Source organism: Arenibacter amylolyticus (assembly GCF_002150785.1).
Taxonomy (GTDB): Bacteria; Bacteroidota; Bacteroidia; order Flavobacteriales; family Flavobacteriaceae; genus Arenibacter; species Arenibacter amylolyticus.
On record NZ_MTAZ01000015.1, the window covers coordinates 20,142 to 43,843 of the forward strand.

General features: G+C 41.3%; 19 protein-coding genes. 9 read left to right on the top strand and 10 right to left on the bottom strand.

Annotated elements, in window-relative coordinates; translation table 11 throughout:
- The first annotated feature begins 123 nt into the window (after positions 1-123).
- Both BV214_RS07465 and BV214_RS07470 read left to right on the top strand, forming a co-directional pair.
- Positions 124-450 carry a YbaB/EbfC family nucleoid-associated protein gene (locus BV214_RS07465; RefSeq protein WP_086476879.1) on the top strand — a complete coding sequence of 109 codons (327 nt, stop codon included), beginning with the start codon at positions 124-126 and terminating at the stop codon, positions 448-450.
- A gap of 40 nt (positions 451-490) precedes the next feature.
- The gene (locus BV214_RS07470) at positions 491-940 is read left to right on the top strand and encodes a thioredoxin family protein (RefSeq protein ID WP_086476880.1); all 450 of its coding nucleotides are present in this window, start codon (positions 491-493) and stop codon (positions 938-940) included.
- Between the two features lie 56 nt (positions 941-996).
- Here the strand turns inward: BV214_RS07470 and pdeM are convergent, their stop codons facing one another.
- Genes pdeM through BV214_RS07490 form a run of 4 tightly spaced genes read right to left on the bottom strand, consistent with a single transcriptional unit; the run spans position 997 to position 6,800 of the window.
- Positions 997-1,623, bottom strand: coding sequence for a ligase-associated DNA damage response endonuclease PdeM (gene pdeM, locus BV214_RS07475; protein WP_086476881.1), 627 nt, complete (start codon positions 1,621-1,623; stop codon positions 997-999).
- 28 nt (positions 1,624-1,651) lie between these two features.
- Positions 1,652-4,174 (bottom strand): ligase-associated DNA damage response DEXH box helicase, encoded by a 2,523-nt coding sequence (locus BV214_RS07480; RefSeq protein ID WP_086476882.1) that lies wholly within the window; start codon positions 4,172-4,174, stop codon positions 1,652-1,654.
- Positions 4,171-5,778: an ATP-dependent DNA ligase gene (locus BV214_RS07485; protein ID WP_086476883.1), complete on the bottom strand. Its 1,608-nt coding sequence runs from the start codon at positions 5,776-5,778 to the stop codon at positions 4,171-4,173. The genes BV214_RS07480 and BV214_RS07485 overlap by 4 nt, the downstream gene beginning before the upstream one ends.
- The gene (locus BV214_RS07490) at positions 5,775-6,800 is read right to left on the bottom strand and encodes a ligase-associated DNA damage response exonuclease (protein WP_086476884.1); all 1,026 of its coding nucleotides are present in this window, start codon (positions 6,798-6,800) and stop codon (positions 5,775-5,777) included. The genes BV214_RS07485 and BV214_RS07490 overlap by 4 nt, the downstream gene beginning before the upstream one ends.
- 174 nt (positions 6,801-6,974) lie before the next feature.
- Between BV214_RS07490 and BV214_RS07495 the strand changes: the two genes are divergently transcribed.
- The gene (locus BV214_RS07495; protein ID WP_086476885.1) at positions 6,975-7,295 is read left to right on the top strand and encodes a YegP family protein; all 321 of its coding nucleotides are present in this window, start codon (positions 6,975-6,977) and stop codon (positions 7,293-7,295) included.
- 3 nt (positions 7,296-7,298) lie between these two features.
- On the opposite strand, the gene BV214_RS07500 is transcribed toward BV214_RS07495, so the two are convergent.
- The gene (locus BV214_RS07500; RefSeq protein ID WP_086476886.1) at positions 7,299-8,321 is read right to left on the bottom strand and encodes a threonine aldolase family protein; all 1,023 of its coding nucleotides are present in this window, start codon (positions 8,319-8,321) and stop codon (positions 7,299-7,301) included.
- Between the two features lie 29 nt (positions 8,322-8,350).
- On the bottom strand, positions 8,351-10,753 hold the full coding sequence (locus BV214_RS07505) for a zinc-dependent metalloprotease (protein ID WP_086476887.1): 2,403 nt from the start codon (positions 10,751-10,753) through the stop codon (positions 8,351-8,353).
- Positions 10,754-10,839: 86 nt separating this feature from the next.
- On the opposite strand from BV214_RS07505, the gene prfB reads away from it, so the two are divergent.
- The 4 genes from prfB (at position 10,840) to BV214_RS07525 (ending at position 15,518) form a co-directional block, all read left to right on the top strand.
- Positions 10,840-11,938, top strand: a protein-coding gene (prfB, locus tag BV214_RS07510) for a peptide chain release factor 2 (protein ID WP_140157738.1) whose coding sequence is annotated in 2 segments (ribosomal slippage) — positions 10,840-10,902 and positions 10,904-11,938 — 1,098 coding nt in all. Because the reading frame shifts where the segments join, the coding sequence is not laid out codon by codon here.
- 68 nt (positions 11,939-12,006) lie between these two features.
- Entirely contained in the window at positions 12,007-12,348 is a 342-nt protein-coding gene (arsC, locus tag BV214_RS07515) for an arsenate reductase (glutaredoxin) (protein ID WP_086476889.1), read from the top strand.
- 175 nt (positions 12,349-12,523) lie between these two features.
- A complete protein-coding gene (locus BV214_RS07520; protein WP_086476890.1) occupies positions 12,524-13,003 on the top strand; it encodes a hypothetical protein in 480 nt (159 codons plus the stop codon).
- A gap of 1 nt (position 13,004) precedes the next feature.
- Positions 13,005-15,518, top strand: a complete 2,514-nt coding sequence (locus tag BV214_RS07525; protein WP_086476891.1) for a TonB-dependent receptor domain-containing protein — start codon at positions 13,005-13,007, stop codon at positions 15,516-15,518.
- 385 nt (positions 15,519-15,903) lie between these two features.
- Here BV214_RS07525 and BV214_RS16755 read toward each other — a convergent pair whose 3' ends face one another.
- The 4 genes from BV214_RS16755 to BV214_RS07545 form a co-directional block, all read right to left on the bottom strand.
- Positions 15,904-16,077 (bottom strand): hypothetical protein, encoded by a 174-nt coding sequence (locus BV214_RS16755; RefSeq protein WP_086476892.1) that lies wholly within the window; start codon positions 16,075-16,077, stop codon positions 15,904-15,906.
- Positions 16,078-16,272: 195 nt separating this feature from the next.
- Positions 16,273-17,592 carry a dicarboxylate/amino acid:cation symporter gene (locus BV214_RS07535; RefSeq protein ID WP_086476893.1) on the bottom strand — a complete coding sequence of 440 codons (1,320 nt, stop codon included), beginning with the start codon at positions 17,590-17,592 and terminating at the stop codon, positions 16,273-16,275.
- 64 nt (positions 17,593-17,656) lie between these two features.
- Positions 17,657-18,721, bottom strand: coding sequence for a chorismate synthase (gene aroC / locus BV214_RS07540; RefSeq protein WP_086476894.1), 1,065 nt, complete (start codon positions 18,719-18,721; stop codon positions 17,657-17,659).
- A 175-nt stretch (positions 18,722-18,896) separates the two neighbouring features.
- On the bottom strand, positions 18,897-21,797 hold the full coding sequence (locus BV214_RS07545; protein WP_086476895.1) for an FAD-binding and (Fe-S)-binding domain-containing protein: 2,901 nt from the start codon (positions 21,795-21,797) through the stop codon (positions 18,897-18,899).
- Positions 21,798-21,901: 104 nt separating this feature from the next.
- Between BV214_RS07545 and BV214_RS07550 the strand changes: the two genes are divergently transcribed.
- Together BV214_RS07550 and BV214_RS07555 are read left to right on the top strand one after the other, a co-directional pair.
- The gene (locus BV214_RS07550; protein ID WP_086476896.1) at positions 21,902-22,411 is read left to right on the top strand and encodes a hypothetical protein; all 510 of its coding nucleotides are present in this window, start codon (positions 21,902-21,904) and stop codon (positions 22,409-22,411) included.
- 112 nt (positions 22,412-22,523) lie between these two features.
- Positions 22,524-23,654 carry a TlpA disulfide reductase family protein gene (locus tag BV214_RS07555; protein ID WP_086476897.1) on the top strand — a complete coding sequence of 377 codons (1,131 nt, stop codon included), beginning with the start codon at positions 22,524-22,526 and terminating at the stop codon, positions 23,652-23,654.
- Positions 23,655-23,702 lie beyond the last annotated feature (48 nt).

The following is a 23,702-nucleotide window of genomic DNA, read 5'->3' on the forward strand; positions in this document are numbered from 1 at the left end:
GGCCCAATCAATGCCTAGCTGCAGTTCCTTTAGGCAGCATATTAGTGGGATGGACCACGCTTTGAGGCTAAAATTGAAATCAATTTACTACTTTTGAATCCTGTAAACTTAAAATAGAAGACTATGTTTGGAGATATGATGGGTATGATGGGAAAACTTAAAGAAGCCCAAGAAAAAGTACAGCGCACTAAAGAGCGACTCAATACGGTACTTATAGATGAGCAGTCTGCAGACGGCTTGTTAAAAGTAAGCATAACTGCCAATAGAACTATTAAGGCTATTGAAGTGGATGACAGTCTTTTGGAAGACAAGGAGCAATTGGAAGATTATTTAATACTAACCCTAAACAAAGCCATTGAAAAGGCTACTAAGATCAATGAAAACGAATTGGCAGCCGTTGCAAAAGAGGGAATGCCCAATATCCCTGGAATGGATGCTTTTCTTAAATAGGAGGTATATTTCCATATACCTTCCTTTAAACTAACCTAGGTTGAAACCAATCCTGCTTTTATTACTCTTGCCCCTTTATCTCTCTGGGCAGAGCAACGCCAAAACAGACAGTCCTAAATGGCATACCAATTATGTGGAAGCCCTTGGGCTAGCCCAAGATTATAATAAGGACCTGCTGATGTATTTTACGGGTAGTGATTGGTGTGCTCCCTGTCGCGCCCTAAAGAAATCTGTGCTAGACACGGAGGAATTTTCCATCTTAGCAAAGGACTATGTCTTACTCTATATAGATATACCCCGGAAAAAGGACAAAATTAGCCCAGAGGAGATGGAGCAGAATTTGGAATTACTCTCGCGCTTTAACCAAAAGGGAATCTTCCCTTTTATGAGCCTAATACAGTCCAATGAGAAAGAAAAGGCTACTATTTCGGGCTTCGGCAGCAAAAGTGATAAAGGGCGTTATCTGAAATTTCTACAAAAACACCGTTAAGATTACATTCAGCTGGGCTACCTACCATAAGCTACCGCTATTTTTTGGCCGATCACCTAGATAACAAGGACCTCATTTTGGGTTGTGACATAGATAATATCCCCCTTTTTGGGAGTAATAAGAAACTTTCCCGTAAAGGCACCAAATGCGGGAAGGGTAAGCTGTTTCGGTTGTCTATGAAAGCAGGGAACGTTTAGGGTTTGTTTTCCCAAGCCACGTAGTTTTATTCCCGGATGAATATGGCCCGAAATAGTAAAAACCCCATCTCTTTCCGCTGGATGATGGGTAAGAAGAAAATTATTGATGAGCAATTCTTCCTTTATCTGGATACCCAAATCAGTAAACTTAGAAGGAGTTATAATATCGTGATTGCCTTTGACAAGTATTATTTGGGCAGTCTGATCGTTTACCCACTCTTCAAAAAAGCGCCATTCCTTATTTAGAGTACTGTGAAAGAGGTCTCCTAGAAAGCAGATTCTCGCAGGTTTAAACCAAGAAACCACCTGATTTAACCGCTCAAAATTACTTTTAATGGCCAATGGGGGCACCGCACTGCCAAATTTTCTAAAATGGGATATTTTCCCCAGGTGAACATCGGCTATTAGGACCATGTTTTGGTCCTTCCAATATAATGCCCCACTGGGGTGGAGCGTAAATAGGGTGTCCCTGATAGTAATTTCCATCAACAGCGTTGCGATTAGGGTTATAAAATTACGATTTTTCCAAGTGTAATAACATGCGCTTAATTCGATCCGCCAATTTTTCGGAAGAAAGTTTCTCCCTTAATCTATCGGTAATAATCGGAAATGAAAAAGGGGTTGGCTTGGTACAGGTTTTCCAAATTATAGTCTGCTTTTCAATTCGTTGCAGGGCCAATTGCAATCGCCCTTCCTCCAATTGATGCTCAAAAGTTTCCGTATAAGCCTGTTTCAACAATAGATTATCTGGTTCATAATCATTAAACACACTAAAGAGCAGCTGGGCACTGGATTGCAAGTGCTTACTTTTTACCAATTTATTAGGGAAGCCGGTAAACACCAAACCTGCTATGACAGCGATATCCCTAAATTTGCGTCGGGCCATCTCGGTAGCATTAAGACTTTTCTCCAAGTCACTTTTTACAAATCTACTGGAAAACAGCTCATTATCTAACACCTGCTGCATGTCCAACTCCTGATCGGAGAGGAGTTCAAATCCGTAATCATTAAATGCAATAGAGAAGGTAATAGAGGATAAAAGACTGATGCGATACGCTAATAAACTCCCCATGGCCTCATGTACAAATCTTCCTTCAAAGGGATAAAATACATTGTGATACCCTTCCCTGGTCTTAAAGGTTTCTATCAAAAGTTGCTTTGGCCCCGGGACGATACTTTCTTTTACCTGTCTTTTAAAAATCGGTATTAAGGACCTGAGCTCCCTGGATAGCCCATGTTTTCCCTGTTTTTTGGTTTCACCATTATTCTCCGAATAATTATGTTGGTCGCTATTCAACAGTTCTGCCACCGCATAGAGCTCTTCCCTTAGCAGCTGGCTCATTTCCGAAGACAGGCTCATCCTTCCTCCCATCCAACTAGGGACAATGGAGGAGCGCTCCTTGCTTTTTTTAACCAGAACCTGCATGTTCTTCACTCTAAAAAGTTCTAAATTTCGGCCCGCAAAGGTAAATACATCTCCCGGTTTTAGTTTGGATATAAACCACTCTTCTATGGAACCAATATAGCCTCCTTTTAAGAATTTCACCGTTAATACTGCATCGCTTACTATGGTTCCTATTTGCAATCGATGCCTCATAGCCACTCCCCTATTATTTGTTTTATACCGCCCGTCTTCTTCAATCTCCACTTTTTTAAATTCGTCATAGGCCTGAAGGCTCTGGCTTCCCAGGGTAATAAAATTTAAGATCCACCCCAGCTGTTCAGGCGTTAGGGATCTATAACAAAATGTAGTAGTGACTTCCCGGTATATTTCCTTTGGATAAAATCCGTCCGACACTGCCAAGGTGGTTAAATATTGCACTAAAACATCGTAACTATTTAGATAGGGAATTCTCTCTTCTACCTTTTGCGACTTTACCGCTTTTTGAAGTGCTGACGCTTCTATTAATTCCATAGCATGAGTAGGTAGAAAGTAAATTACACTTTCTTTCCCCGGTTGATGTCCACTACGTCCTGCCCGTTGTAAAAAACGTGCAACCCCTTTGGGTCCACCAATTTGGACAATGGTCTCTACCGGAGCAAAGTCTACCCCTAAATCTAGACTGGAAGTACAGACCACTGCCTTTAAAGTTGCCTCGCGGATGGCATTTTCTACCCACTTTCTGGTTTCTTTGTTGATACTACCATGGTGCATGGCCATTTCCCCTGCTAGCTCTGGGTGTTTATCCAGAATTCTTTGAAACCAAATTTCACATTGGGAACGGGTATTGGTAAATAACAAGGTAGTCTTGCTGCTTTTTATGATAGGAATTACCTCTTCCAATAAATGTAGTCCCAAATGCCCACGCCAAGGGAATAGCTCCATTTTTTTGGGAATAATGGATTTAACCCTGATCTTTTTATTGATTTTAGCCTTGATCAACACCGAATTTTGAAAGGATTCGGATCCTGGCCCCAACAAAACTTCCCTAGCCTGGTCCAAGTTTCCGATGGTAGCAGAAATACCCCAAATACGTAATTTTGGGGCCACGGTTTTAATTCTGGAAAGTGCCAGTTCCATTTGTACCCCTCTTTTACTTCCCAGTAATTCGTGCCATTCATCTGTAACCACTGCTGCCAAGGAATTCATTTTTTTATCATACCCCTTGGAGGACAACAATAGCTGTAGACTCTCTGGAGTAGTGATCAATAAATTAGGTAATCGCCTATTTTGTGCAGCACGTTCCTTTTTACTGGTATCCCCGGTTCTAATTCCAACCGTGAAGGGAACCCCAATATCATCTACAAACCGCTGTGTAGCATTCTTTATCTCTACGGATAATGCCCGCAAGGGGGTCACCCAAATTGCCCATACGCCTTTATGGGTTTGAGTTTTATAGTTGGGATGCTCCCTTATATAATCAAGAACAATAGGTACCCAAAGGGCATAGGTCTTTCCACTACCCGTAGGAGCATTCAACAAACCATTCTTGCCCTGCAAATAAGCATCCCATGCCTGTTTCTGAAAAGGAAAAGGTTTCCAATCTTGGTTCTTAAACCAATTATCAGCAATACGGTACAAGTTTTTTTTATTCATGATAGGTTCGGAATGGGAATCATCTTTTTTAAATCTTCCAAGGTATTGGCTTCTTCGGCCTTTTTATCTTGGCGCCATCTAACTATTCTAGGAAACCGTGTTGCCACTCCGCTTTTATGTCGTTTGGAAAGCGCCACCCCTTCAAAGGCTATTTCAAAAACCAACTGTGGGGTAACGCTACGAACTGGTCCAAAACGTTCTAGGGTGTTCCTTTTAATCCACGCATCCACTTTTCTAAATTCGGCATCCGTTAGGCCAGAGTACGCTTTTGCAAAAGTGACCAATTCCCCCAATTCTTTATCCCAGAGAGCAAAGGTGTAGTCTGTAAACAAATTGGTTCTCCTGCCATGTCCACGCATGGCATAGGTAAGCACTGCATCTATGCGTAGTGGGTCTACTTTCCACTTCCACCAGTCCCCTTTTTTACGCCCCACCCTGTAGGTGGCCGACTTCCTTTTTAGCATGAGGCCCTCACTCCTATTTTCACGCGCTTTAGATCTTTCAGCAGCTACCTCCTTCCAATTCTTTACCTGGCTTATTTCCGAAAGATGAATAGGCAGCTCCCCTATCCCATCAATATTCCATAATCCCTCTAACAATTTCCTGCGTTTCTCCAAGGGTGAATTTCGGATATCTTTTCCCTGCCATTCCAATAAGTCATAGGCCTTTATTATCACAGGAGTGTCATTCAATAGTTTTTTAGTGACGTTTTTTCTACCGATACGGGTCTGCAAGTCATTGAACGAACCAATATTCCCCCTGGGAAAAGCCAAGATCTCCCCATCTAGCACCGTACCGTTGGGAATGATGCCGGGCATTGGGTGAAATTCTGGGTATTTATCCGTTACCAATTCCTCACCCCTACTCCAAACAAAGACTTCGTGATTCCTAACTATTATTTGGGCACGGATTCCGTCCCATTTATGTTCTATAAACCAATCTGAAACCTCACCTAGATCCTCTACCACCCCTTCCAAGGGATAGGCCAGGTAGAAGGGATAGGGTTTGGAGACAAGGTCTGTCTCCCTTTGTTCAATTACAAGATTATAAAATGTTGTAGTACTTGGGTCCCAGTTTCCCATTAAGCGATAGGCCAGCACATCTTCCTCTATATTCGTAGCTACGGATAATGCCCGAGTCATTAATTTCCGACTGATTCCTATCCTTAGGCTTCCTGTTATGAGTTTGGTGAAGATGAACCGCTCATAATACGGTAGCTTGGACCAGTTATCCAACAAATATTCCTTTTTCTCTTGTTCGCTCCAGTTTTTAAGCGCTATAATATCCTCCACAAAGCGGGATAAACTTTTTTCGTTCTTCTCATGAGAAGCAGGGATAATCAAGGCTATGGTTTCGGCTAAATCTCCGACAATATGATAAGAGTCTTCAAACAGCCACAGGGGGATGTCTGCCAATTGGGCCGCCCAACTTCTAATCAGCGTAGTATTTACAGGTCTAGGCGGACGCCTATGGGAAAGAATAGCAATAGCCCACACCTTATCGGAATCTGGGGCGACTTTAAAATAATCTATCAAAGCCGCTACCTTGGCAGTAGTTTTATTAGTGCTGTCTAATTTCCGTATTAGGCTGGCAAATAATTTCATGGCATTTCCTCCTCCTCTTTTGCTTTGTTCAACTCTTCTAGCTCACCTGTAAACTGCGTCTGTTCTGTTCTAGCATCATACCCTTGCTCCCTTAGGTATCGGGAAAATATCTCCGTATAGCCATGGGTAGCAATGATCTTATTGGCGCCGGTACTTTTTATGGCAGTTAACAATCCCTCCCAATCACAATGATCGGAAAGCACAAATCCTTTATCGATGGCCCTTCTACGGCGGGCACCCCTAAAGGCCATCCATCCACTTGCCGAGGCAGTTACGAAGGGAACCATTTTTCGTATCCATGAGCTTCCATGAGCACTAGGGGGCGCCAGGACTAAACTTCCCAATAGGTCCTTTTTCTTTGTTTCCCTAGTAATTAGAGTGGTAGGTGGGAACGCTACTTGATCCCTTAGCACTTCTGTCATATTCTCTATGGCACCATGGGTATAAATGTTGCCAATGGAGGAATCTAAATGTTTTAACAAGCGCTGCGCCTTGCCCAAGGAATATGCAAATAAGACAGACGTTTTGCCTTCTTCCCTATTTACGGCCCACCATTGGTTTATATCTTGAAAAACTTCTTCTTGTGGCAACCATTTAAAAGGAGGAATACCAAAGGTACATTCGGTAATAAAAGCATGGCATTTTACTGGTTGAAAGGGGGTAGACACCCCATCGTTTTCAAGTTTATAATCCCCAGAAAAAACCCAAACCTCTCCCTTATGTGCTACCCTTACCTGGGAACTACCTATAATATGTCCGGCTGGATGTAGGGAAAAAGAAACATTGTTCACCACAAACTTTTCATTGTATTCCACCCCCCGGACATTAATATCCCCTAACCGATGTTTAATAATAGGAACATTGTTATGGTGGGTAATGTATTCCTTATTCCCCCACCGGCTATGATCTGCATGTCCGTGGGTGATTATGGCCCGGTCTACAGGTTTCCAAGGGTCTAGATATACGTCGGCTTTTTTACAATAAAGGCCTTTTTCATTAAATTGGAGTAAGGGTGTTTCCATAGGTTCTCTAAAGTTATTGGAAATACCTGTAACAGTGTTTTTTATCCGTTTAAACCTTAACCCAATACCAAACTAAAGTACATAAAACACCTTCTTGGAAAGGATAGCTACAAAAAGTCTAGGATGACCTTCATTAACATATTTTATGTAACTTTAGAAAAAGACATGTAGCCAATGATACAGATAAGAAAAGAGTCGGACCACACCTATACCTTTAATGTACAGTCCAAAGAAGGACAGACCCTTTTACACAGCGTTCCCTTTAACGATAAGCACCTAATGGAGCAAACCATAGCGAGATTAAAGGAGTGGAGCAATCGTCATGCTTCCTTTGAGCGAAAGACCAATTACAATGGGAAATTCTTTTTCCTCTTTAATGACAATGATGGCAAGCTTATTGGCAACTCCCTGTTCTACAGTTCGGAGGCGGGGATGGAAAATGGAATTAAAAACCTTAAGAACATAATTTCCAACTTACCAGACCCCCAACCCTAATTTTTATAGTCGCGGTAGTATTTTCATAAACTCTTTGTGCATAGCATCGGTATAATCCAAATGCGTAACAATTCGAAGTTTACCCTGTCCCATACCGATGAGTTGAACGTGGTGTTTTTTTAAACTTTCCATGAAGTCTTCTATACTTCTTTGCTCTTCATCAATCTCGAAAATAACAATATTCGTTTCTGTAGGAGCCACTTTTTTAATATAGGGTATAGACTGTAACAAACTGCTAATTTCCTTGGCTTTTGCATGATCTTCTTCCAATCTTTCCCTGTGATTGTCCAAGGCATAAATTCCGGCTGCCGCTAAAAATCCGGCTTGTCTCATGCCTCCTCCAAAAATCTTTCTTATCCTAAGGGCCCTATTAATAGACTCCTTATCCCCAAGGAGCACAGAGCCCACGGGACATCCTAATCCTTTGCTGAGACATACACTGATGGTATGGAACAGCTCCCCATATTGTTGGGTAGTTTCATTTTTGGCGACCAGTGCATTCCATAAACGAGCACCATCCAAATGATACTTAAGGGAATGCCGATCGCACACCTCTCGTATAGCTTTTAACTCCTTAAAGTCCCAACAGGCACCGCCACCCTTATTGGTGGTATTTTCTATGGAAACCAGGGTAGTAAGGGGACTATGATAGAAGTCTGGGGGATTTATAGACGCCTCCACCTGTGTGGCCGTCATCATTCCCCTATGTCCGTCTACTAATTTACAGGATACGCCACTGTTAAAACTAACCCCTCCCCCTTCGTAATTAAAGATATGGGCATATTTATCGCAGATTAATTGTTCGCCAGGCTGGGTATGTAGCTTTATTGCCGTTTGGTTGGCCATGGTGCCACTAGGAAAGAATAAAGCAGCCTCCATTCCAAACATTTCGGCTATTTTTTCCTCTAAATGGTTTACACTGGGATCTTCTTTAAATACATCGTCCCCCACTTGGGCAGACATCATTGCTTTTAGCATTCCAGGCGTAGGCTTGGTAACAGTATCACTGATTAGGTTGATTTTCATAAGAGTTGTAATGACATTTAAATAGCGTACTAATGAAACTGGATGCAGTCCATTCCTATTGGAGAACCATCCGGAATTACTGGGGATGGAAATATCTCAAATAGTTCTGGATGCTTATAGAATCCATCGATCCTTCTTACCATCTCCTGGGCGTTGGGATCGCTATTGCCAGCTAAGCTTGCTTTAATTTCCTCTAATTTCCGATTGGCGATTGCATTTACCTGAGGGTGCACCGACCTATGAGTCGCCAAATTCATTATATGGTAAAGCACCCTATAGTTAATATTCTGTTGAACTTGATTGAGGTAAGAATCCCTGTGCTGTTTTCCTATAGTGGCGGCAATGGTTGACGCTAACACCTCACCCAGCCCAAGGTCACTATCCTTAAGGCTTTTTTGCACTATTAATCTAGAAGCTCTTTCCGGATTCAAAAGCAGTTCTAAGGTATGGTTGGCAGCTGTTTCCGGAGCAGATAAGGCATCAAAAGTAACCCCTGTACGGCCTTTGAAAGACTCTCGGGTACGTCCGTAACCCATGCTTCTAGGTGGAAATAGCGCTAATTTATCCTTAGGGATGGCTATTTCATCTGCATCCAAGGTTATTAGCAAGGTATTTAACGCTTCTTCCTGCACCCTTTTATCAATAGTTTTAACCGTGGTCTGTTCGTCACCTTTTACCGTATAATTATAATCCATCCCCCCAATAAGCTTGGAAACGGCCTCTATTTGGTATCTATGAAAGAAATATAGCGGCACAAAAACATCTTCCAAAACCGAGTTAGGTTCATCTGTTCTAATATTATCAATAGAAAAATTAGAAATGGCCACTTTTCTTATTTTCAGAAGATTTTCTAATTCCTTGGTTACATTGTCTCCATTGTCCCAAAGGTGGGCATAAGCATGCGCTCCTCCCATTGCCCTAGCATCCCTATCCGAAATAAAACGCAGCCCCTTCTTATGACCCTCCCTAAGTATTTCTTTTAAGGCTTCCCCTTCCTCCTCTGGTGATAGTTGGGAATATGCGTAGGCCACTGTAAGCTTATCCCATTCTCCTATTCCGGTGTCATAAGCATTGGAGAAATCTACTTTACCCCGTTTAAGTGTTACGGCAGGATGCGGATAATCCATCACCGATGTTCTACCACTAGCGCTGGCAGCAAAATTATGGGCAAAACCCAAGGTATGTCCTATCTCGTGGGCAGCAAGTTGTCTAATACGGGCCAAGGCCATCTCCAACATCGGGTCATGATTAGTATCGTCTTTGGCAAAAGGTTTATCCATTAAGGCTTGTGCAATTAGGAAATCTTGCCTAATCCTTAAACTTCCCAAACTAACATGCCCCTTTAAAATCTCACCTGTCCTTGGGTCCTTAATACTACTACCATAGCTCCACCCCCTTGTAGATCTGTGTACCCATTGTATTACATTATACCTTACATCCATAGGATCTACTTCTGCTGGTAGCATTTTCACTTGAAAAGCATCCTTAAAACCAATGGCCTCAAAGGCCTCATTCCACCAAGAAGCACCCTCCAGTAAAGCCGTACGCACTGGTTCTGGGGTACCGTTATCCAAGTAGTAAACTATTGGCTCTACGGCCTCGCTCACCTTGGCCTCAGGGTCCTTTTTTATTAACCGATGTCTGGGGATATATCGCTTAAGTATAGGTTCTTGAATTGGGGTGGCATAATCGTAATAACTGAAAGCGTAAGATCCAGATCCAGGGTGAAAAACCCTTTTCTGAAAATTATTATCCGGTAATTGGATAAAGGAATGATGCTGGGAAACGGTCACTAAAGAAGAATTGGGGGCAACGGAACGTATATGACTTCCCTGTGCCTCCCCACTAAAAGTTAATAGTACATCGAATTCAATATTTTTAGGAAACGCTTTGGTGCGTTCCAAATTCATTGCACTTTTGGATTTATCTAGGCTATACGACCCCTGATTGGCATTTTTTAACCGTTTTACCACGCCATGCACATCCTGCATTAAAAAATCCGTTAAATCTATGGTATATGTTCCGTTATCCTCTTCCTCTATTTTAAAACCATAAAGAACGGATTTTGCAAAGGCCTGCTTCACCGATTTTTTTTCCAAATCATTATCGGTTAGTGCTCTAAATTTTAGGTTAGGCTGCACCAAAAGTAATTTATTGCCTGCCTTTTTAAAGTACACCACCTGCTCGCCTCCCAACTGCCCACGGTCTAGGCCAATATCATTACTTCCAATCCCACTACTAAGGGAGTAAACATAAAGAAATTCTTTATCGAGTTCTGCCACCTCTAAATAGACCTTGTCATTATTTTGGTCGTATAAAAAGTTGAACAAACCATTAAATTCCGTGAAATTCTTCCTGTTTTCTTGAATTTGAGCCTCGGCGCCCAAACATCCGATAAACAATGCAAAGCAAACTAAAATTAGGTGTTTCATTATTCTCTCTATTGAAATTTTAAATTTATATAAAATAGATTGTACAACCGTACTTAAGTTCTATTTTTGTTAAAAATGAGAAAAATATGATAAACACAGACCATTATAAGAGTCTTATGGATCGCCTTGGTGCGTTAAGGAGGTATCTTTGACATAGATGCCAAGCTTATTGAAATAGAGAACGAGCAAGAAAAAACCATGGCGCCGGACTTTTGGGATCATCCGCAAGAAGCCCAGGCTCATTTAAAATTGATTCAATCCAAAAAACAATGGGTAGACGAATATAATCGGGCGAAAAGTTTGATAAATGATTTGGAGGTGTTTTTGGAGTTTGTCAAGGAAGGTGAAATGTCCCAAGAGGAAGTGGATGAGCACTACGAAAGGACCTTGGAGGCCTTGGAGAAATTAGAATTCAAAAATATGCTTTCCTCCGAAGGGGATGAGCTATCTGCCGTTATACAAATTACCTCTGGTGCCGGGGGAACGGAAAGTTGTGATTGGGCTGCCATGCTTATGCGTATGTATATGATGTGGAGTGAAAAACACGGCTATAAAATAAGGGAACTCAATTACCAGGAGGGTGATGTTGCAGGGATAAAGACTGTGACTTTGGAAATAGACGGCGACTATGCATTTGGATGGCTAAAAGGAGAAAATGGGGTTCATAGGTTGGTCCGTATTTCGCCTTTTGACAGTAATGCTAAAAGACACACCTCTTTTGCATCTGTTTACGTATACCCAATGGTAGACGAAAGTATAGAGGTAGACGTGAATCCGGCTGATATAGAAATTACCACAGCCAGATCTAGCGGTGCAGGAGGTCAGCATGTAAACAAGGTAGAAACTAAAGTGCAGTTGGTTCACAAGCCTACGGGGATCCAAATTTCCTGTTCAGATTCTCGTTCGCAACACGATAACAGAGCTACCGCCCTTAACATGCTTAAATCCCAGTTATATGAGATAGAACTGCGTAAGAAAATGGAAGCCCGACAGGAAATTGAATCGTCAAAGATGAAAATTGAATGGGGATCCCAGATTCGTAATTACGTAATGCACCCTTATAAATTAGTTAAGGATGTGCGTACCGGCGAGGAAACTGGTAATGTTGATGCAGTTATGGATGGGGATATAGATCGCTTCCTCAAGGCTTATTTAATGCTAATGGGCCAAAAAGATGATGATTAACACTATTCCTTATTTAGCTAATTTATAAAACAAGGACCTGAACCATTAATTTTTAAACTTGATAAATTATGATTAAGATATATCACAACCCCAGATGCAGTAAGTCTAGGCAAGGGGTTGCCATCCTCACAGAATCGGGGAAAGATTTTGAGATTGTAAGGTATCTGGAAGACATTCCTACCAAACAGGAGTTGAGTGCCATCATTAATACACTAGGGATTACTCCCAAGGAACTGATACGCACCAACGAGAAGATTTGGAAGGAAAAATATAAGGATAAGGAACTTAACGATGATGAATTACTATCAGCTATGGTAGAAAATCCAAAATTGATAGAGCGCCCCATTGTAATAACCCAAAATAAAGGGGTGGTGGGTAGACCTCCAGAAAAAATAAAGGAGCTGCTTTAAGCAGCTCCATCTTTTTAATGAGTAACCAATTCACCCATTAAACACACCCTTAAACCTAGATATATTCTTTCTTGGAGATGAGGTCTAGTTTTGCTTTCAATCGATTTAACATACTTTTAACCCTCAACGGTTAAACCTTCAATTAATTTTAGACTCTTACTAAGCAGTTAACGTTATGAACACAAACAAAAGTTTTTTACTGAGCATTTTATTTGGGCTCCTCTCATTTCCGTTTTTAAGTGCGCAATACGGATATGGTTACGGCAGTGGCTACGGATATGGAAGACAACGAAATACGATTCCCCAGGCGACGGAAAAACCAAAGGAACCTGAGAATTTAACGGCAGAACAAATTGTAGATGCCGAAATGCCTTCCATTACGGAGAAATTGAGCCTTAATGGATTTGAGGAAGCCGTGGTAAGCTCTATCCTAAAAAAATATCTGCAAGAGCGTATAGAGATGCAGATCTTGAAATTGCCCCCAGAGAAAATGAGGGAAGGAATGGAAAGAATTACCAAGAACCAGGATGAAGAGCTTAGAGCAGGCCTCCCTTTAGACAAATACGAGGCGTTTGTAGCCCTTCAGGAAAATGGTTTTAAAAAAGTAAAAGAAAAAAAGAGGCGTAAAAAAAGAAAGAAAAAATCAAATAACTAATATGAGAAAACTACTTCCGGTAACTTTATTACTTTTAGCATTAACTGCTTATTCACAAGGCCCCAAAGAACCCCAAAGACCAGTAAATATTACCGGTACTGTCATTGATGAGGAAACCCAGGAACCCTTAGAATACGCAACCTTGGTTTTACAGAATGTTAACAATCCATCGCAAATTACAGGGGGAATTACAGATGCCTCCGGAAAGTTTGATGTAGAGGCAGCTCCCGGTAATTACAACCTCAGTATAGAATACATCTCCTACAGATCATTTAAAGTAGATAATTACAGTTTAAGATCCCCTTCGGACCTTGGTGTTATCCAATTGAGTTTGGATGTAGCGCAATTATCAGAAGTGGAAGTAGTGGGTGAACGCACAACCGTTGAACTACGATTAGATAAGAAGGTTTATAATGTAGGGTCTGACCTAACCGTTAGGGGAGGTTCCGTAACCGATGTTTTAGACAATGTACCTTCTGTCTCCGTAGATGTGGAGGGCAACATAAGCTTACGTGGCAACGAAAGCGTTCGTATATTGATCAACGGCAAGCCTTCTGCCCTCTCTGGCTTAAGTCCGGAGGCATTGCAGCAATTACCTTCCGATGCTATTGAAAGGGTGGAGGTAATCACCAACCCCTCTGCGCGCTATGACGCCGAAGGTACCGCAGGTATTTTGAACATTATACTGAAGCAAAGCAAAACTGCCGGACTCAATGGGTCTGTGAATGTTTATGCAGGTCATCCGGATAATTATGGTGGAGCGGTAAGTCTAAACCTTAGAAGGGATAACTTTAATATTTTCACCAATACAACCTACCGCTATAGAAGTGGACCAGGAAATGCTTTGTTTCAACAAGAGAACTTTGACAGTAATGGGAATACCTTAAGTTTTCAGGATGAGATTAGGGATTACCAGCGAAAGGATAAAAGCTTTAATACCAATATAGGGTTCGAATTGTTTTTGGACGAAACTAGCAGTATTACCAACTCTTTCGTATTTGGAAAATCGAACGGAGACAATACCGTAAACGTAGATTTCTTCAATTTTGACGCCGATAGAAATCCCACTATCAGAAGGAATAGATTTACGGTAGAGGACGAATTTGAGGAAGAGGTTAAGTACTCACTAAACTACCAGAAGAAATTTAATGACGACGGTCACGAACTTAAGTTCGACTACCAGTATTCTAAAGGGGTTGATGATGAGAATTCCCTTATATCGGAAATAATCCTGGGAGACAATATAGATTTGGATACCGAAAGAACCATTGATGCCCAAACACAGGTTTCACAATTGCTTCAAATGGATTATGTACTCCCGTTTGGGAAGGACAATCAATCTCAATTTGAATTTGGTTATCGCGGTACTTTCAACAACAACAATACAGATTTCGATTTTGGATTATTGCAGCCGGATGGTAGCTTTAGCAATGACCCCAACTTTACCAACGAATTAAACTATAAGGAATATATAAACGCTGCCTACACACAGTTAGGAACCAAAATTAACAAATTCAGTATTTTGGCTGGACTACGGGTGGAAGCTTCCGATATAGAAATAGAATTGGTAAACAGCAATGATGTTACCAATAAAGACTATGTAAACTGGTTCCCATCCGTATTTTTTGGATATGAATTTTCTGAGACCGAACAAGTCACATTGAGCTATAGTAAGAGGCTAAGAAGGCCATGGTCTAGGTTTATAAATCCTTTCCCCAGTAGGTCTAGTAACACAAACCTATTTCAGGGTAATCCAGATTTAGACCCCACCTTTACAGATGCCTATGATCTAGGGTATTTAAAACGATGGAATAAAATGTCCTTTACCACTTCTGGGTATTTCAACAGATCTACAGGGGTATTCCAATTTGTTGCTAGGGAAACGGGCGATTTTGTATCCATAGAAAATCCCGATGACCCCAATAACCCAATTATAGTTCCGGTACAGGTGCGTAGTCCTATTAACTTAGCAACCGAAGATAGGTATGGAATGGAGTTTACCACTACATACACCCCGAAAAGAAACTGGAGGTTATCTTTAAACTTAAATGCCTACCAAAGGGATTTAGAAGGAAACTATACTTATGTAAATAGCAAGAACGAAACTATTGTTCAAAATTTTGACGCCAATAACTTTGAATGGTTCACTAGATTTAGTGCCAAATTACCATTGCCAGGGAAAATTGATTTTCAGACCAATGTCTTTTACAGAGGTCCATCCAAGGATGCGCAGAGCACCAGAAAAGGCATGTTGAGCTCCGGTTTGGCGTTGAGCAAGGACATCCTTAAAGACAAAGGCTCCATCTCCCTAAACGTGAGTGATATTTTTAACTCCAGAATGCGTAAAAGCGAAACTAGGACAGAAAATGTATTCACCTATAGTGAGTTCCAATGGAGAGAAAGACAAATAACACTGTCCTTCCAGTATCGATTTAATCAGCCTCAAAACCAAAGATCTAGAGACAATAGACCCGGAATGAACGGGGGTGGTGAAGAAATGGATTTTGAAGGATAAGCTAACCTGGATCCTTTAACTCTTACAGTATAAAAAACCTGTGAAGCTTAAAAGTTTCACAGGTTTTTTTATGGCAGCTATTAACCAGCTTCCTAGTTTATTATGAGATCAGTTTTGGGCTGGTTTTAAGTGAGTATTGAGCTAACCTATCTGTTAGAGGTAATCACCTATTAAGAACACTACAAGGCAGTTATAGAACATAAGTGCATTAGCAGTGAGCAAGGGAGACCTTGGCGCCCTCATTACAACAAACCACTACCTATATAAGGAAAGTTTCTAGGGGGTATTATAGAAGGGGATAGGGTAATACGGACGATGTTGAAAAGCAACAAAAAAAGGGAACCGACTGGTTCCCTTTTTTTTAAAAGTTTGTACACTATATATATTATTCTTCGCGTTGCGCTTTCTTTGCTTCGCGTTTCTCTTTTAAAGCTTCAATAATAGACCCTCCAATCCAGTAGGGAATTACAAAGGTCATAAGGAAAATCATCAACCAAAAACCTGTTAATAAAATGGCTGCAAAAGCTAAAAACCCTAAATATTGGTCAAATTCAAACATGATGGATATGTGTTTAGATATAACGCTACAAATATATCAAAATCTATATGATTATAGCAAGAGTGATTCAAAAATTATTTAAGATAGATTAACTATTCTTGCCTATTCTGGTAGGCGATGTTGCTGCAGTGCTACCTTTCTTTGGAATTCTTAGCCAGCAAGACAAAATAGGGCCTTAAAGAACATAGAATAGCCCTATGCATTATTCTTATTTCTCATTTTATAAGTATCGTCCCAATCCCTAATCTTTGGATCTCCTAATTTACCTACGGATTTAGCCACTATCATGGAAACGGCGGCATCGCCAGTTACATTAACTACTGTTCTACACATATCCAGAGGTCTATCTACCGCAAAAATAAGGGCTAAACCAGCTTCAGGAATACCCGCTTGTGCCAATACGATTACCAACATCACCATTCCAGCACCTGGAACCGCTGCACTTCCAATAGAAGCCAAGGTAGCGGTAGCAATAATTCCTAACTGGGCGGTAAAGCTTAGATCCATCCCAAAGGCCTGCGCAATAAACACGGCTGCAACGGCTTGGTAGAGGCTAGTCCCATCCATATTAATGGTTGCACCAATAGGCAACACAAAACTGGTTACCTCTTCCTCTACGCCCAAATGCTCCTCTACCCGCTCCATGGTAACCGGCAGGGTAGCCGCACTAGAGCTGGTGGAAAAGGCCAAAAGCTGTGCCGGCGATATTCCCGATATAAAAAAGGAAGGAGTACGCTTGGTTACTATATAAACCACTGAGACATACACTCCAATCATCAGAATGAGTCCAATAATGATACAGATTGCATACCACCCCAATGCCTTAAACAGGTCTAAACTAGGTGCTTCTACCACTAAGGCGGCCAATAGTGCAAAAACACCGTAGGGGGCCGCTAGCATAATAAGGTCTATCAGCTTGAGGATTACCTCATTAAATCCGTCAAAAAACTTTTTTACTGGGGCCGATTTTTCTTCCGGAATCAAAATTAATCCTATCCCGAAAAAAATGGCGAAAAAGATAACTTGCAGCATATTGCCATTGTCACTGGCTGCGTTGAATATATTACTCGGCACTAAATCTTCCAGAGCCTGTAAGGGTCCAGCCTCCCTTTGTTGTTGGGCTTGTTGAATCTTGGAATCTGCATCCCCACTATAATTCGCTACCAGTTCGTTGCGGGTATCCTCGCTGATAGAGGCTCCAGGTTTTATTATATTAACCATGGTAAGTCCGATAGACACGGCTATTACCGTTGAAACAACATAAATACTGATGGTTCTACCGCCCATTTTGGACAGTTTGGAGATATCCTTTAAATCGGATACGCCCTTGATTAGAGAAGCCAAGATTAGCGGAACTGCTATGAGCTTTAAAGAATTGATGAAAATATTACCGAAGGGCTTAATCCAATCTGATACCAATTTAGGTCCCCATTCAAATTGAACCATTGCCAGAGCGAAAAGTACTCCAACGACCATTCCCAATAAAATTTGCCAATGCAACTCCAATTTTCTCATAAAAAAAGCCGATTTAGGTTGGAAAGATACTATAATGAATTACAAAGCACCAAAAAATAAGGAGTTATAATTTTATAGTCCGATTAAGCAACGAAAAGTCAGCCATCACCAACGCCGCCATGGCCTCTACAATGGGTACTGCACGTGGCACTACACAGGGATCGTGCCTACCTTTACCTTGTGTGGTCACTTTATTCCCCTCTTTGTCTATGGTTTCATATGCTTGGATTACCGTTGCTACCGGTTTAAAGGCAATATTAAAGTAGATATCCATTCCGTTGCTAATACCTCCCTGAATACCTCCACTATAATTGGTCTTGGTGCTCCCGTCCGTATTAAACTGGTCGTTATGCTCACTTCCTTTCATTTTTACCCCCTCAAAACCACTGCCGTACTCAAATCCTTTTACAGCATTAATAGATAACATCGCCTTCCCTAAGTCGGCATGGAGCTTATCAAAAACCGGTTCCCCGAGACCTACGGGAACATTTTGTATCACACAGCTAATTACGCCCCCAATGGTATCTCCCTGCTTTTTTATTTGCTTGATATAATCTTCCATTCTTGCCGCGGTTTCCTGATCCGGGCAACGTACGGGGTTAGACTCTATTAAATTGAAGTCCAATTCCTGATAGGATTTATCCAGTTTTAATTCGCCCACTTGAGAAACGTAGGCGTGGATCTTCATATCCCCAAGAAACTGTTTGGCAATGGCACCAGCCACTACCCTACTGGCTGTTTCCCTAGCAGAACTCCTTCCTCCACCACGATAGTCTCTAAAACCATATTTTTGGTCGTACACATAGTCGGCATGTGAAGGTCGGTAACTATCTTTTATATGTGAATAGTCTTTGGATTTTTGATTGGTGTTATGAATGGCAAAGCCAATGGGGGTTCCTGTAGTCTTCCCTTCAAACAAACCGGAATAGAACTCCACTGTATCGGGCTCTTTACGTTGGGTAACTATGGCCGACTGCCCTGGCTTACGTCTATTTAAATCTACTTGAATAGCCTCCAAGTCCAATTCAATACCTGCTGGACAACCATCTAGAACGCCACCTATAGCTACGCCATGAGATTCTCCAAAAGTTGTCAATTTAAAAAGAGTGCCAAAAGTATTTCCTGCCATATCCTGTGTAAAGCTATTTGTTTTTATTACTTATAGGCCCTGCGTGGGCATAAACATCCAAAGGTAAATCTTAAAAAAGAGATAGAAAAATGGATGTTGCCCTTATTGACCTAAAATACTAATTATATAAATTTCCTTCTTATTTATTATGAATCCTGTTTCCCTTACCCAACATCTAGTCCAGTAAGGCCTCCTTAATAATACTAATGGGGTGCAATGCCTTTCTTTTGGTTCCGTCATAGATCTGATGCCTACAACTAGTTCCATTAGCCGCAATGATTACCTCTTCGCTAGTTTTACGCACTGCAGGGAACAGCTTTAGCTCTCCTACCTGCATACTTACCTCATAGTGTTCCTTTTCGTAACCAAAAGAACCAGCCATACCACAACATCCGGAATTAATAATGGAAACGCTATAATTCTCGGGTAGGTTCAGTAAATCAAAGGTTACTTTCTGGTTAGAGATAGACTTCTGATGACAATGGTTATGTATTTTAACCGTTCTCTTTTCGGAGGTAAACGCACTGGCGGTCAACACCCCTTTCGATATCTCCTGGGCTAAGAACTCTTCTATGAGATAGGCGTTTTTGGCAATAGCCTCCATCTTTTCACTATTAATCCCAAAGCGCTTATACTCATCCCTAAAAGTTAAAATGGCTGAAGGTTCTAGTCCCAATACGGGAAGTCCTTGATTTGCAAACTCTATTAAATGCGCTACATTTTTTACGGCCAGTTCTTTTGCCTGCTTTAAAAATCCTTTAGAAATAAAGGTACGGCCACTCTCCGCTAGGAAAAGTTGCACTTCATATCCTAGTCGGGTAAGGACTTCAATGGCGTCCTTGCCCAAATCCACATCCAAAAATTGGGTGAACTCATCTATATAAAGGACTACTTTAGATTTGGTTTTGGGATTCTTTGCTTGCGATGCTTGCAGCAAGGCGCCAAAATCTACTTTATGCACTTTGGGCAGACTTCTTTCTGCTGCTACCCCCAAAGATTTTTTCAACAACCCTCCAAATATCTTGGAATCATAGATCGCATTGGTGAGTCCGGCAATAGTACTCCCCATCCTATTGAGGGCCGTATTATAGGCAAACAGTTTTGCACGTAGCGGATATCCATTCTCTTCCTGATATTGATAGAGAAATTCTGCCTTTAGGGTGGCCACATCTACGTTACTAGGACATTCACTGGAACAAGCCTTACAACTTAGGCATAAGTCAAACACCTCTTTTAATTCGGCATTATCAAACTTATTGGGCTTCTCCGAAGTGGTCAGGAATTCGCGCAAGGCATTGGCCCGACCTCTCGTGGTGTCTTTTTCGTTCTTGGTGGCATGGTAACTGGGGCACATGGCACCTGGCATGTGGTGGGTTTTTCTACAATCCCCACTACCATTACATTTTTCGGCCGCTTTCAATATCCCCTCACTGTCCGAGAAATCCATTAGCGTCTCAATCTCCGGTTCTTCCCTATCTACTTCGTATCGCAGGGACTCATCCATAGGATAAGCATCCACGATTTTACCGGGATTGAATATATTTTTGGGATCAAAATAACTTTTTACGCGCTTTAATAGTTCGTAGTTTTTATCACCGATCATCAGAGGGATAAACTCGGCGCGAACTATACCATCTCCATGTTCCCCGCTAAAAGATCCTTTGTATTTTTTGGTGAGTTTAGCCACATCCGTAGTAATGGACCTAAAAAGGACCACATCTTCAGACTTCTTAAGGTTCAGGATAGGCCTAAGGTGTAATTCACCAGCCCCTGCGTGTGCATAATACACCGCCTCTTGGTCATAGTCCTTCATTATTTGGGAGAACTCCCCAATAAAATCCTTAAGATCTTCCAAGGCTACGGCAGTATCCTCTATACAGGCCACTGCCTTGCGGTCTCCCACAATATTCCCCAATAGCCCTAGACCCGCCTTTCTCAGTTCTATGGCTTTGTTAATATCATCATTTTTCAATACTGGATGTGCATAGCTTCGTCCAGCATTTGATATGGTTTTTAGTAATTGTTGCAACTGTAGCTCCAAATCCTCCTCAGTATCGGACTTCACCTCTAGCATTAAAAGTGCAGCGGGGTCCCCATCCACAAAAAAGCGATTTTCCAATTGGGTACGGTTGTTCTTGGTACAATCCAAAATAACCTTATCCATCATCTCACAGGTATGGAGGTTATGCGCCATAAGCGGGGCCACATCACTTAAACAATCCTCCAAGGTTTTATAATGGGTAACCACCATGGCAGAAAGCTTAGGGGGTAAATCGTCCAATTGCAAGACTATTTCTGTAGTAAAAGCCAAAGTACCTTCGCTACCGCTCAATAGTTTACAAAGATTTAACCCTTCACCTTCTTGCCCAAAAACATTGCTTTTAAGCAACTCATCTACGGCATATCCCGTGTTACGCCTATGAATTTGTGGTTTTGGGAATTCGGCTACTATTTCTGCCTGTATCTCCTTATCCATAAGCTCCTTATGAAGGTTTCGGTAAATATCCCCTTCCAAAGTTTCTAACTCCAACTTCCCTAAAAATGCATTTTGGGAGAGCGTGTTAAACGTTACCTTGCTCCCATCGGAAAGTAAGGTGGTCATGGACACTACCTTATCACGAGTTACCCCGTACTGTATGGAGGTAGTACCTGAAGAGTTATTCCCTACCATTCCCCCTATCATACATCGATTGGAGGTAGAGGTATTAGGGCCAAAAAACAGGCCATAAGGCGCTAGGTACTGATTTAACTCGTCCCTAATTACTCCAGGTTGAACGGTAACCTGTTTCTTATCCGTATCCAACGATACAATTCCAGTAAGGTGTTTGGATACGTCTACTACAATCCCCTCTCCTACACATTGGCCTGCCAAGGAAGTACCTGCTGTTCTGGGTATAAGGCCAATTTGATGTTCGTTGGCGAATAAAATCAACTTCTTAATATCGGCCTCATTTTTAGGGTAGGCAACGGCCATTGGCAACTTTCTATAAACCGAGGCATCTGTGGCATATAAAGTAGTTGTTAATTTATCTACAAACAACTCCCCTTCTAATTGATCTTTTATATAATTTAGCATACTTAAATAAAGCTCAAAACAATTTTGGCCACTAAAATAGGACTTTATTGTTTGACGGTGAGCATGAATTTTTCATTTTTAACTATACTCAAATTTAGAACTCCATGAAAATCTTTAAATTATTTCTTTTGTTGGTGAGTTGCTCTTGGTACTCTCTTAGTGCGCAGGAAATATCGGATCATTCCATAGGTCTTCGTCTAGGGGATAGTGATGGTTTTGGTGCTGAGATTTCCTATCAAAAATCACTTTTCCAGTACAACAGATTGGAAGCCAACCTAGGATGGCGGGATAGTCGCTATTTCAATGCCTTTAAAGTATCCGGACTCTACCAATGGATTTTTCCTATAGACGGGAACTTCAACTGGTATTACGGTGCTGGTGGAGGTTTAGGTAGTGTAGATTTTGTTACTAGGACTGAAGGCGGCAAAGAGCCCTACACCCCAGATGGCGGACTCTTCATTTTTGCTGCTGGAGATATTGGTGTGGAGTACAATTTTGACATTCCCCTATTGATATCCTTAGATTTTAGACCAGAAATTGGCGTGTTGGGTTATAAGAATTTCTCCAACAACTTCGATTTCGATATAGCCTTGGGCATTCGCTACCAATTTTAATTGAAGAAGCAATCATCCACATAAAAAAGCCAAAAGCACCAAGGGGTACTTTTAGCTTTTTTTATTTATCATATATATAAGTACATTTACCCCCCAATTAAAATTTTAAACAATGAAGAAATTATTATTATCCCTTTCCGTAGTAGTCGGTCTGGTTGCTTGCAGCGATAAACAGGACGGCTATGTCTTAAACGGCTCGTTGTCTGGTGACGTTGCGGACGGTACCCAAGTATTTATACGGAAAATAAACGAAAGCAATCAACCCTATGATATTGACTCTACCACTGTTAAAAATGGGAAGTTTAGTGTTAGCGGTGCTGCTAACTCCCCAGATTTAATCTATGTTTTTATAGATCAGGTACAGGGATATACGCCTCTAGTGGCCGAAAATGGGACCATTGAATTAACGGCCCACAAGGATAGCCTAAATTTTGCGGAGGTGAAGGGAACAACTCAAAACGACATATTCTTTAAATATTTAGATGAGTCAAGAGCCATATCTGACAAGGCCATGTCCATTCAAAGAGATTTACAGCAGGCTAGCATGAACAAGGAAGAAGCAACTATAAAGTCGCTTCAAGACGAGTTTGGCGAACTACAGGAAGAGTATAAGAAATTTGAATTACAGTTTATTAAGGATCATCCAAACGGACTTATCTCTGCATTGTTAATAGACAAAGTTCTAAACGGAAGAATTATAGAGAGTTCGGAAGCTCAGGAAATGTATGATGCACTTACCTCAGAGATCAAGGAAACGGCTCCTGGCAAACAGCTTGCTAAAAGTTTGGCTGCGGCAAAAGCTAGGGAAGAAAAAGGCAAGAGCACAGCTATTGGTTCTGTAGCCCCAGATTTTTCGGGACCTACCCCTGAAGGCGGTGAAATTTCCCTTAAGGAAGCTATGGGCAAGGTAACAATTATAGATTTCTGGGCCGCATGGTGCAAGCCTTGTAGGGTAGAAAATCCAAATGTAGTAAGGGTTTACAACAAGTACCACGAGAAAGGTTTAAATATCATTGGTGTTTCTTTAGACCGTAAGGAAGAAGATTGGAAGAAAGCCATTGCTGATGACAACCTAACTTGGAACCATATTTCTAGCTTGGATTACTTTGACGATGCCATTGCTAAGCTTTATAACGTAGATGCAATTCCTGCTACTTTCATCCTGGATGAAAATGGAGTGATTATTGCGAAAAACCTACGCGGTCCTGCTTTGGAAGAGAAGATTTCCGAGTTGCTTGATTAAGAATTTGTAGTATAAATAAGTAAGAGGTTTTTAACTCCCTTAAAAAGG

Coding starts and splice junctions, on each gene's coding strand:
- BV214_RS07485 (WP_086476883.1), bottom strand. CDS start 5,778: ATGAAATTATTTGCCAGCCTAATACGGAAATTAGACAGCACTAATAAA.
- aroC (WP_086476894.1), bottom strand. CDS start 18,721: ATGGCAGGAAATACTTTTGGCACTCTTTTTAAATTGACAACTTTTGGA.
- BV214_RS07490 (WP_086476884.1), bottom strand. CDS start 6,800: ATGGAAACACCCTTACTCCAATTTAATGAAAAAGGCCTTTATTGTAAA.
- BV214_RS07465 (WP_086476879.1), top strand. CDS start 124: ATGTTTGGAGATATGATGGGTATGATGGGAAAACTTAAAGAAGCCCAA.
- BV214_RS07555 (WP_086476897.1), top strand. CDS start 22,524: ATGAAGAAATTATTATTATCCCTTTCCGTAGTAGTCGGTCTGGTTGCT.
- BV214_RS07500 (WP_086476886.1), bottom strand. CDS start 8,321: ATGAAAATCAACCTAATCAGTGATACTGTTACCAAGCCTACGCCTGGA.
- BV214_RS07535 (WP_086476893.1), bottom strand. CDS start 17,592: ATGAGAAAATTGGAGTTGCATTGGCAAATTTTATTGGGAATGGTCGTT.
- arsC (WP_086476889.1), top strand. CDS start 12,007: ATGATTAAGATATATCACAACCCCAGATGCAGTAAGTCTAGGCAAGGG.
- BV214_RS07505 (WP_086476887.1), bottom strand. CDS start 10,753: ATGAAACACCTAATTTTAGTTTGCTTTGCATTGTTTATCGGATGTTTG.
- BV214_RS07520 (WP_086476890.1), top strand. CDS start 12,524: ATGAACACAAACAAAAGTTTTTTACTGAGCATTTTATTTGGGCTCCTC.
- BV214_RS07480 (WP_086476882.1), bottom strand. CDS start 4,174: ATGAATAAAAAAAACTTGTACCGTATTGCTGATAATTGGTTTAAGAAC.
- pdeM (WP_086476881.1), bottom strand. CDS start 1,623: ATGGAAATTACTATCAGGGACACCCTATTTACGCTCCACCCCAGTGGG.
- BV214_RS07495 (WP_086476885.1), top strand. CDS start 6,975: ATGATACAGATAAGAAAAGAGTCGGACCACACCTATACCTTTAATGTA.
- BV214_RS07525 (WP_086476891.1), top strand. CDS start 13,005: ATGAGAAAACTACTTCCGGTAACTTTATTACTTTTAGCATTAACTGCT.
- BV214_RS07550 (WP_086476896.1), top strand. CDS start 21,902: ATGAAAATCTTTAAATTATTTCTTTTGTTGGTGAGTTGCTCTTGGTAC.
- BV214_RS16755 (WP_086476892.1), bottom strand. CDS start 16,077: ATGTTTGAATTTGACCAATATTTAGGGTTTTTAGCTTTTGCAGCCATT.
- BV214_RS07545 (WP_086476895.1), bottom strand. CDS start 21,797: ATGCTAAATTATATAAAAGATCAATTAGAAGGGGAGTTGTTTGTAGAT.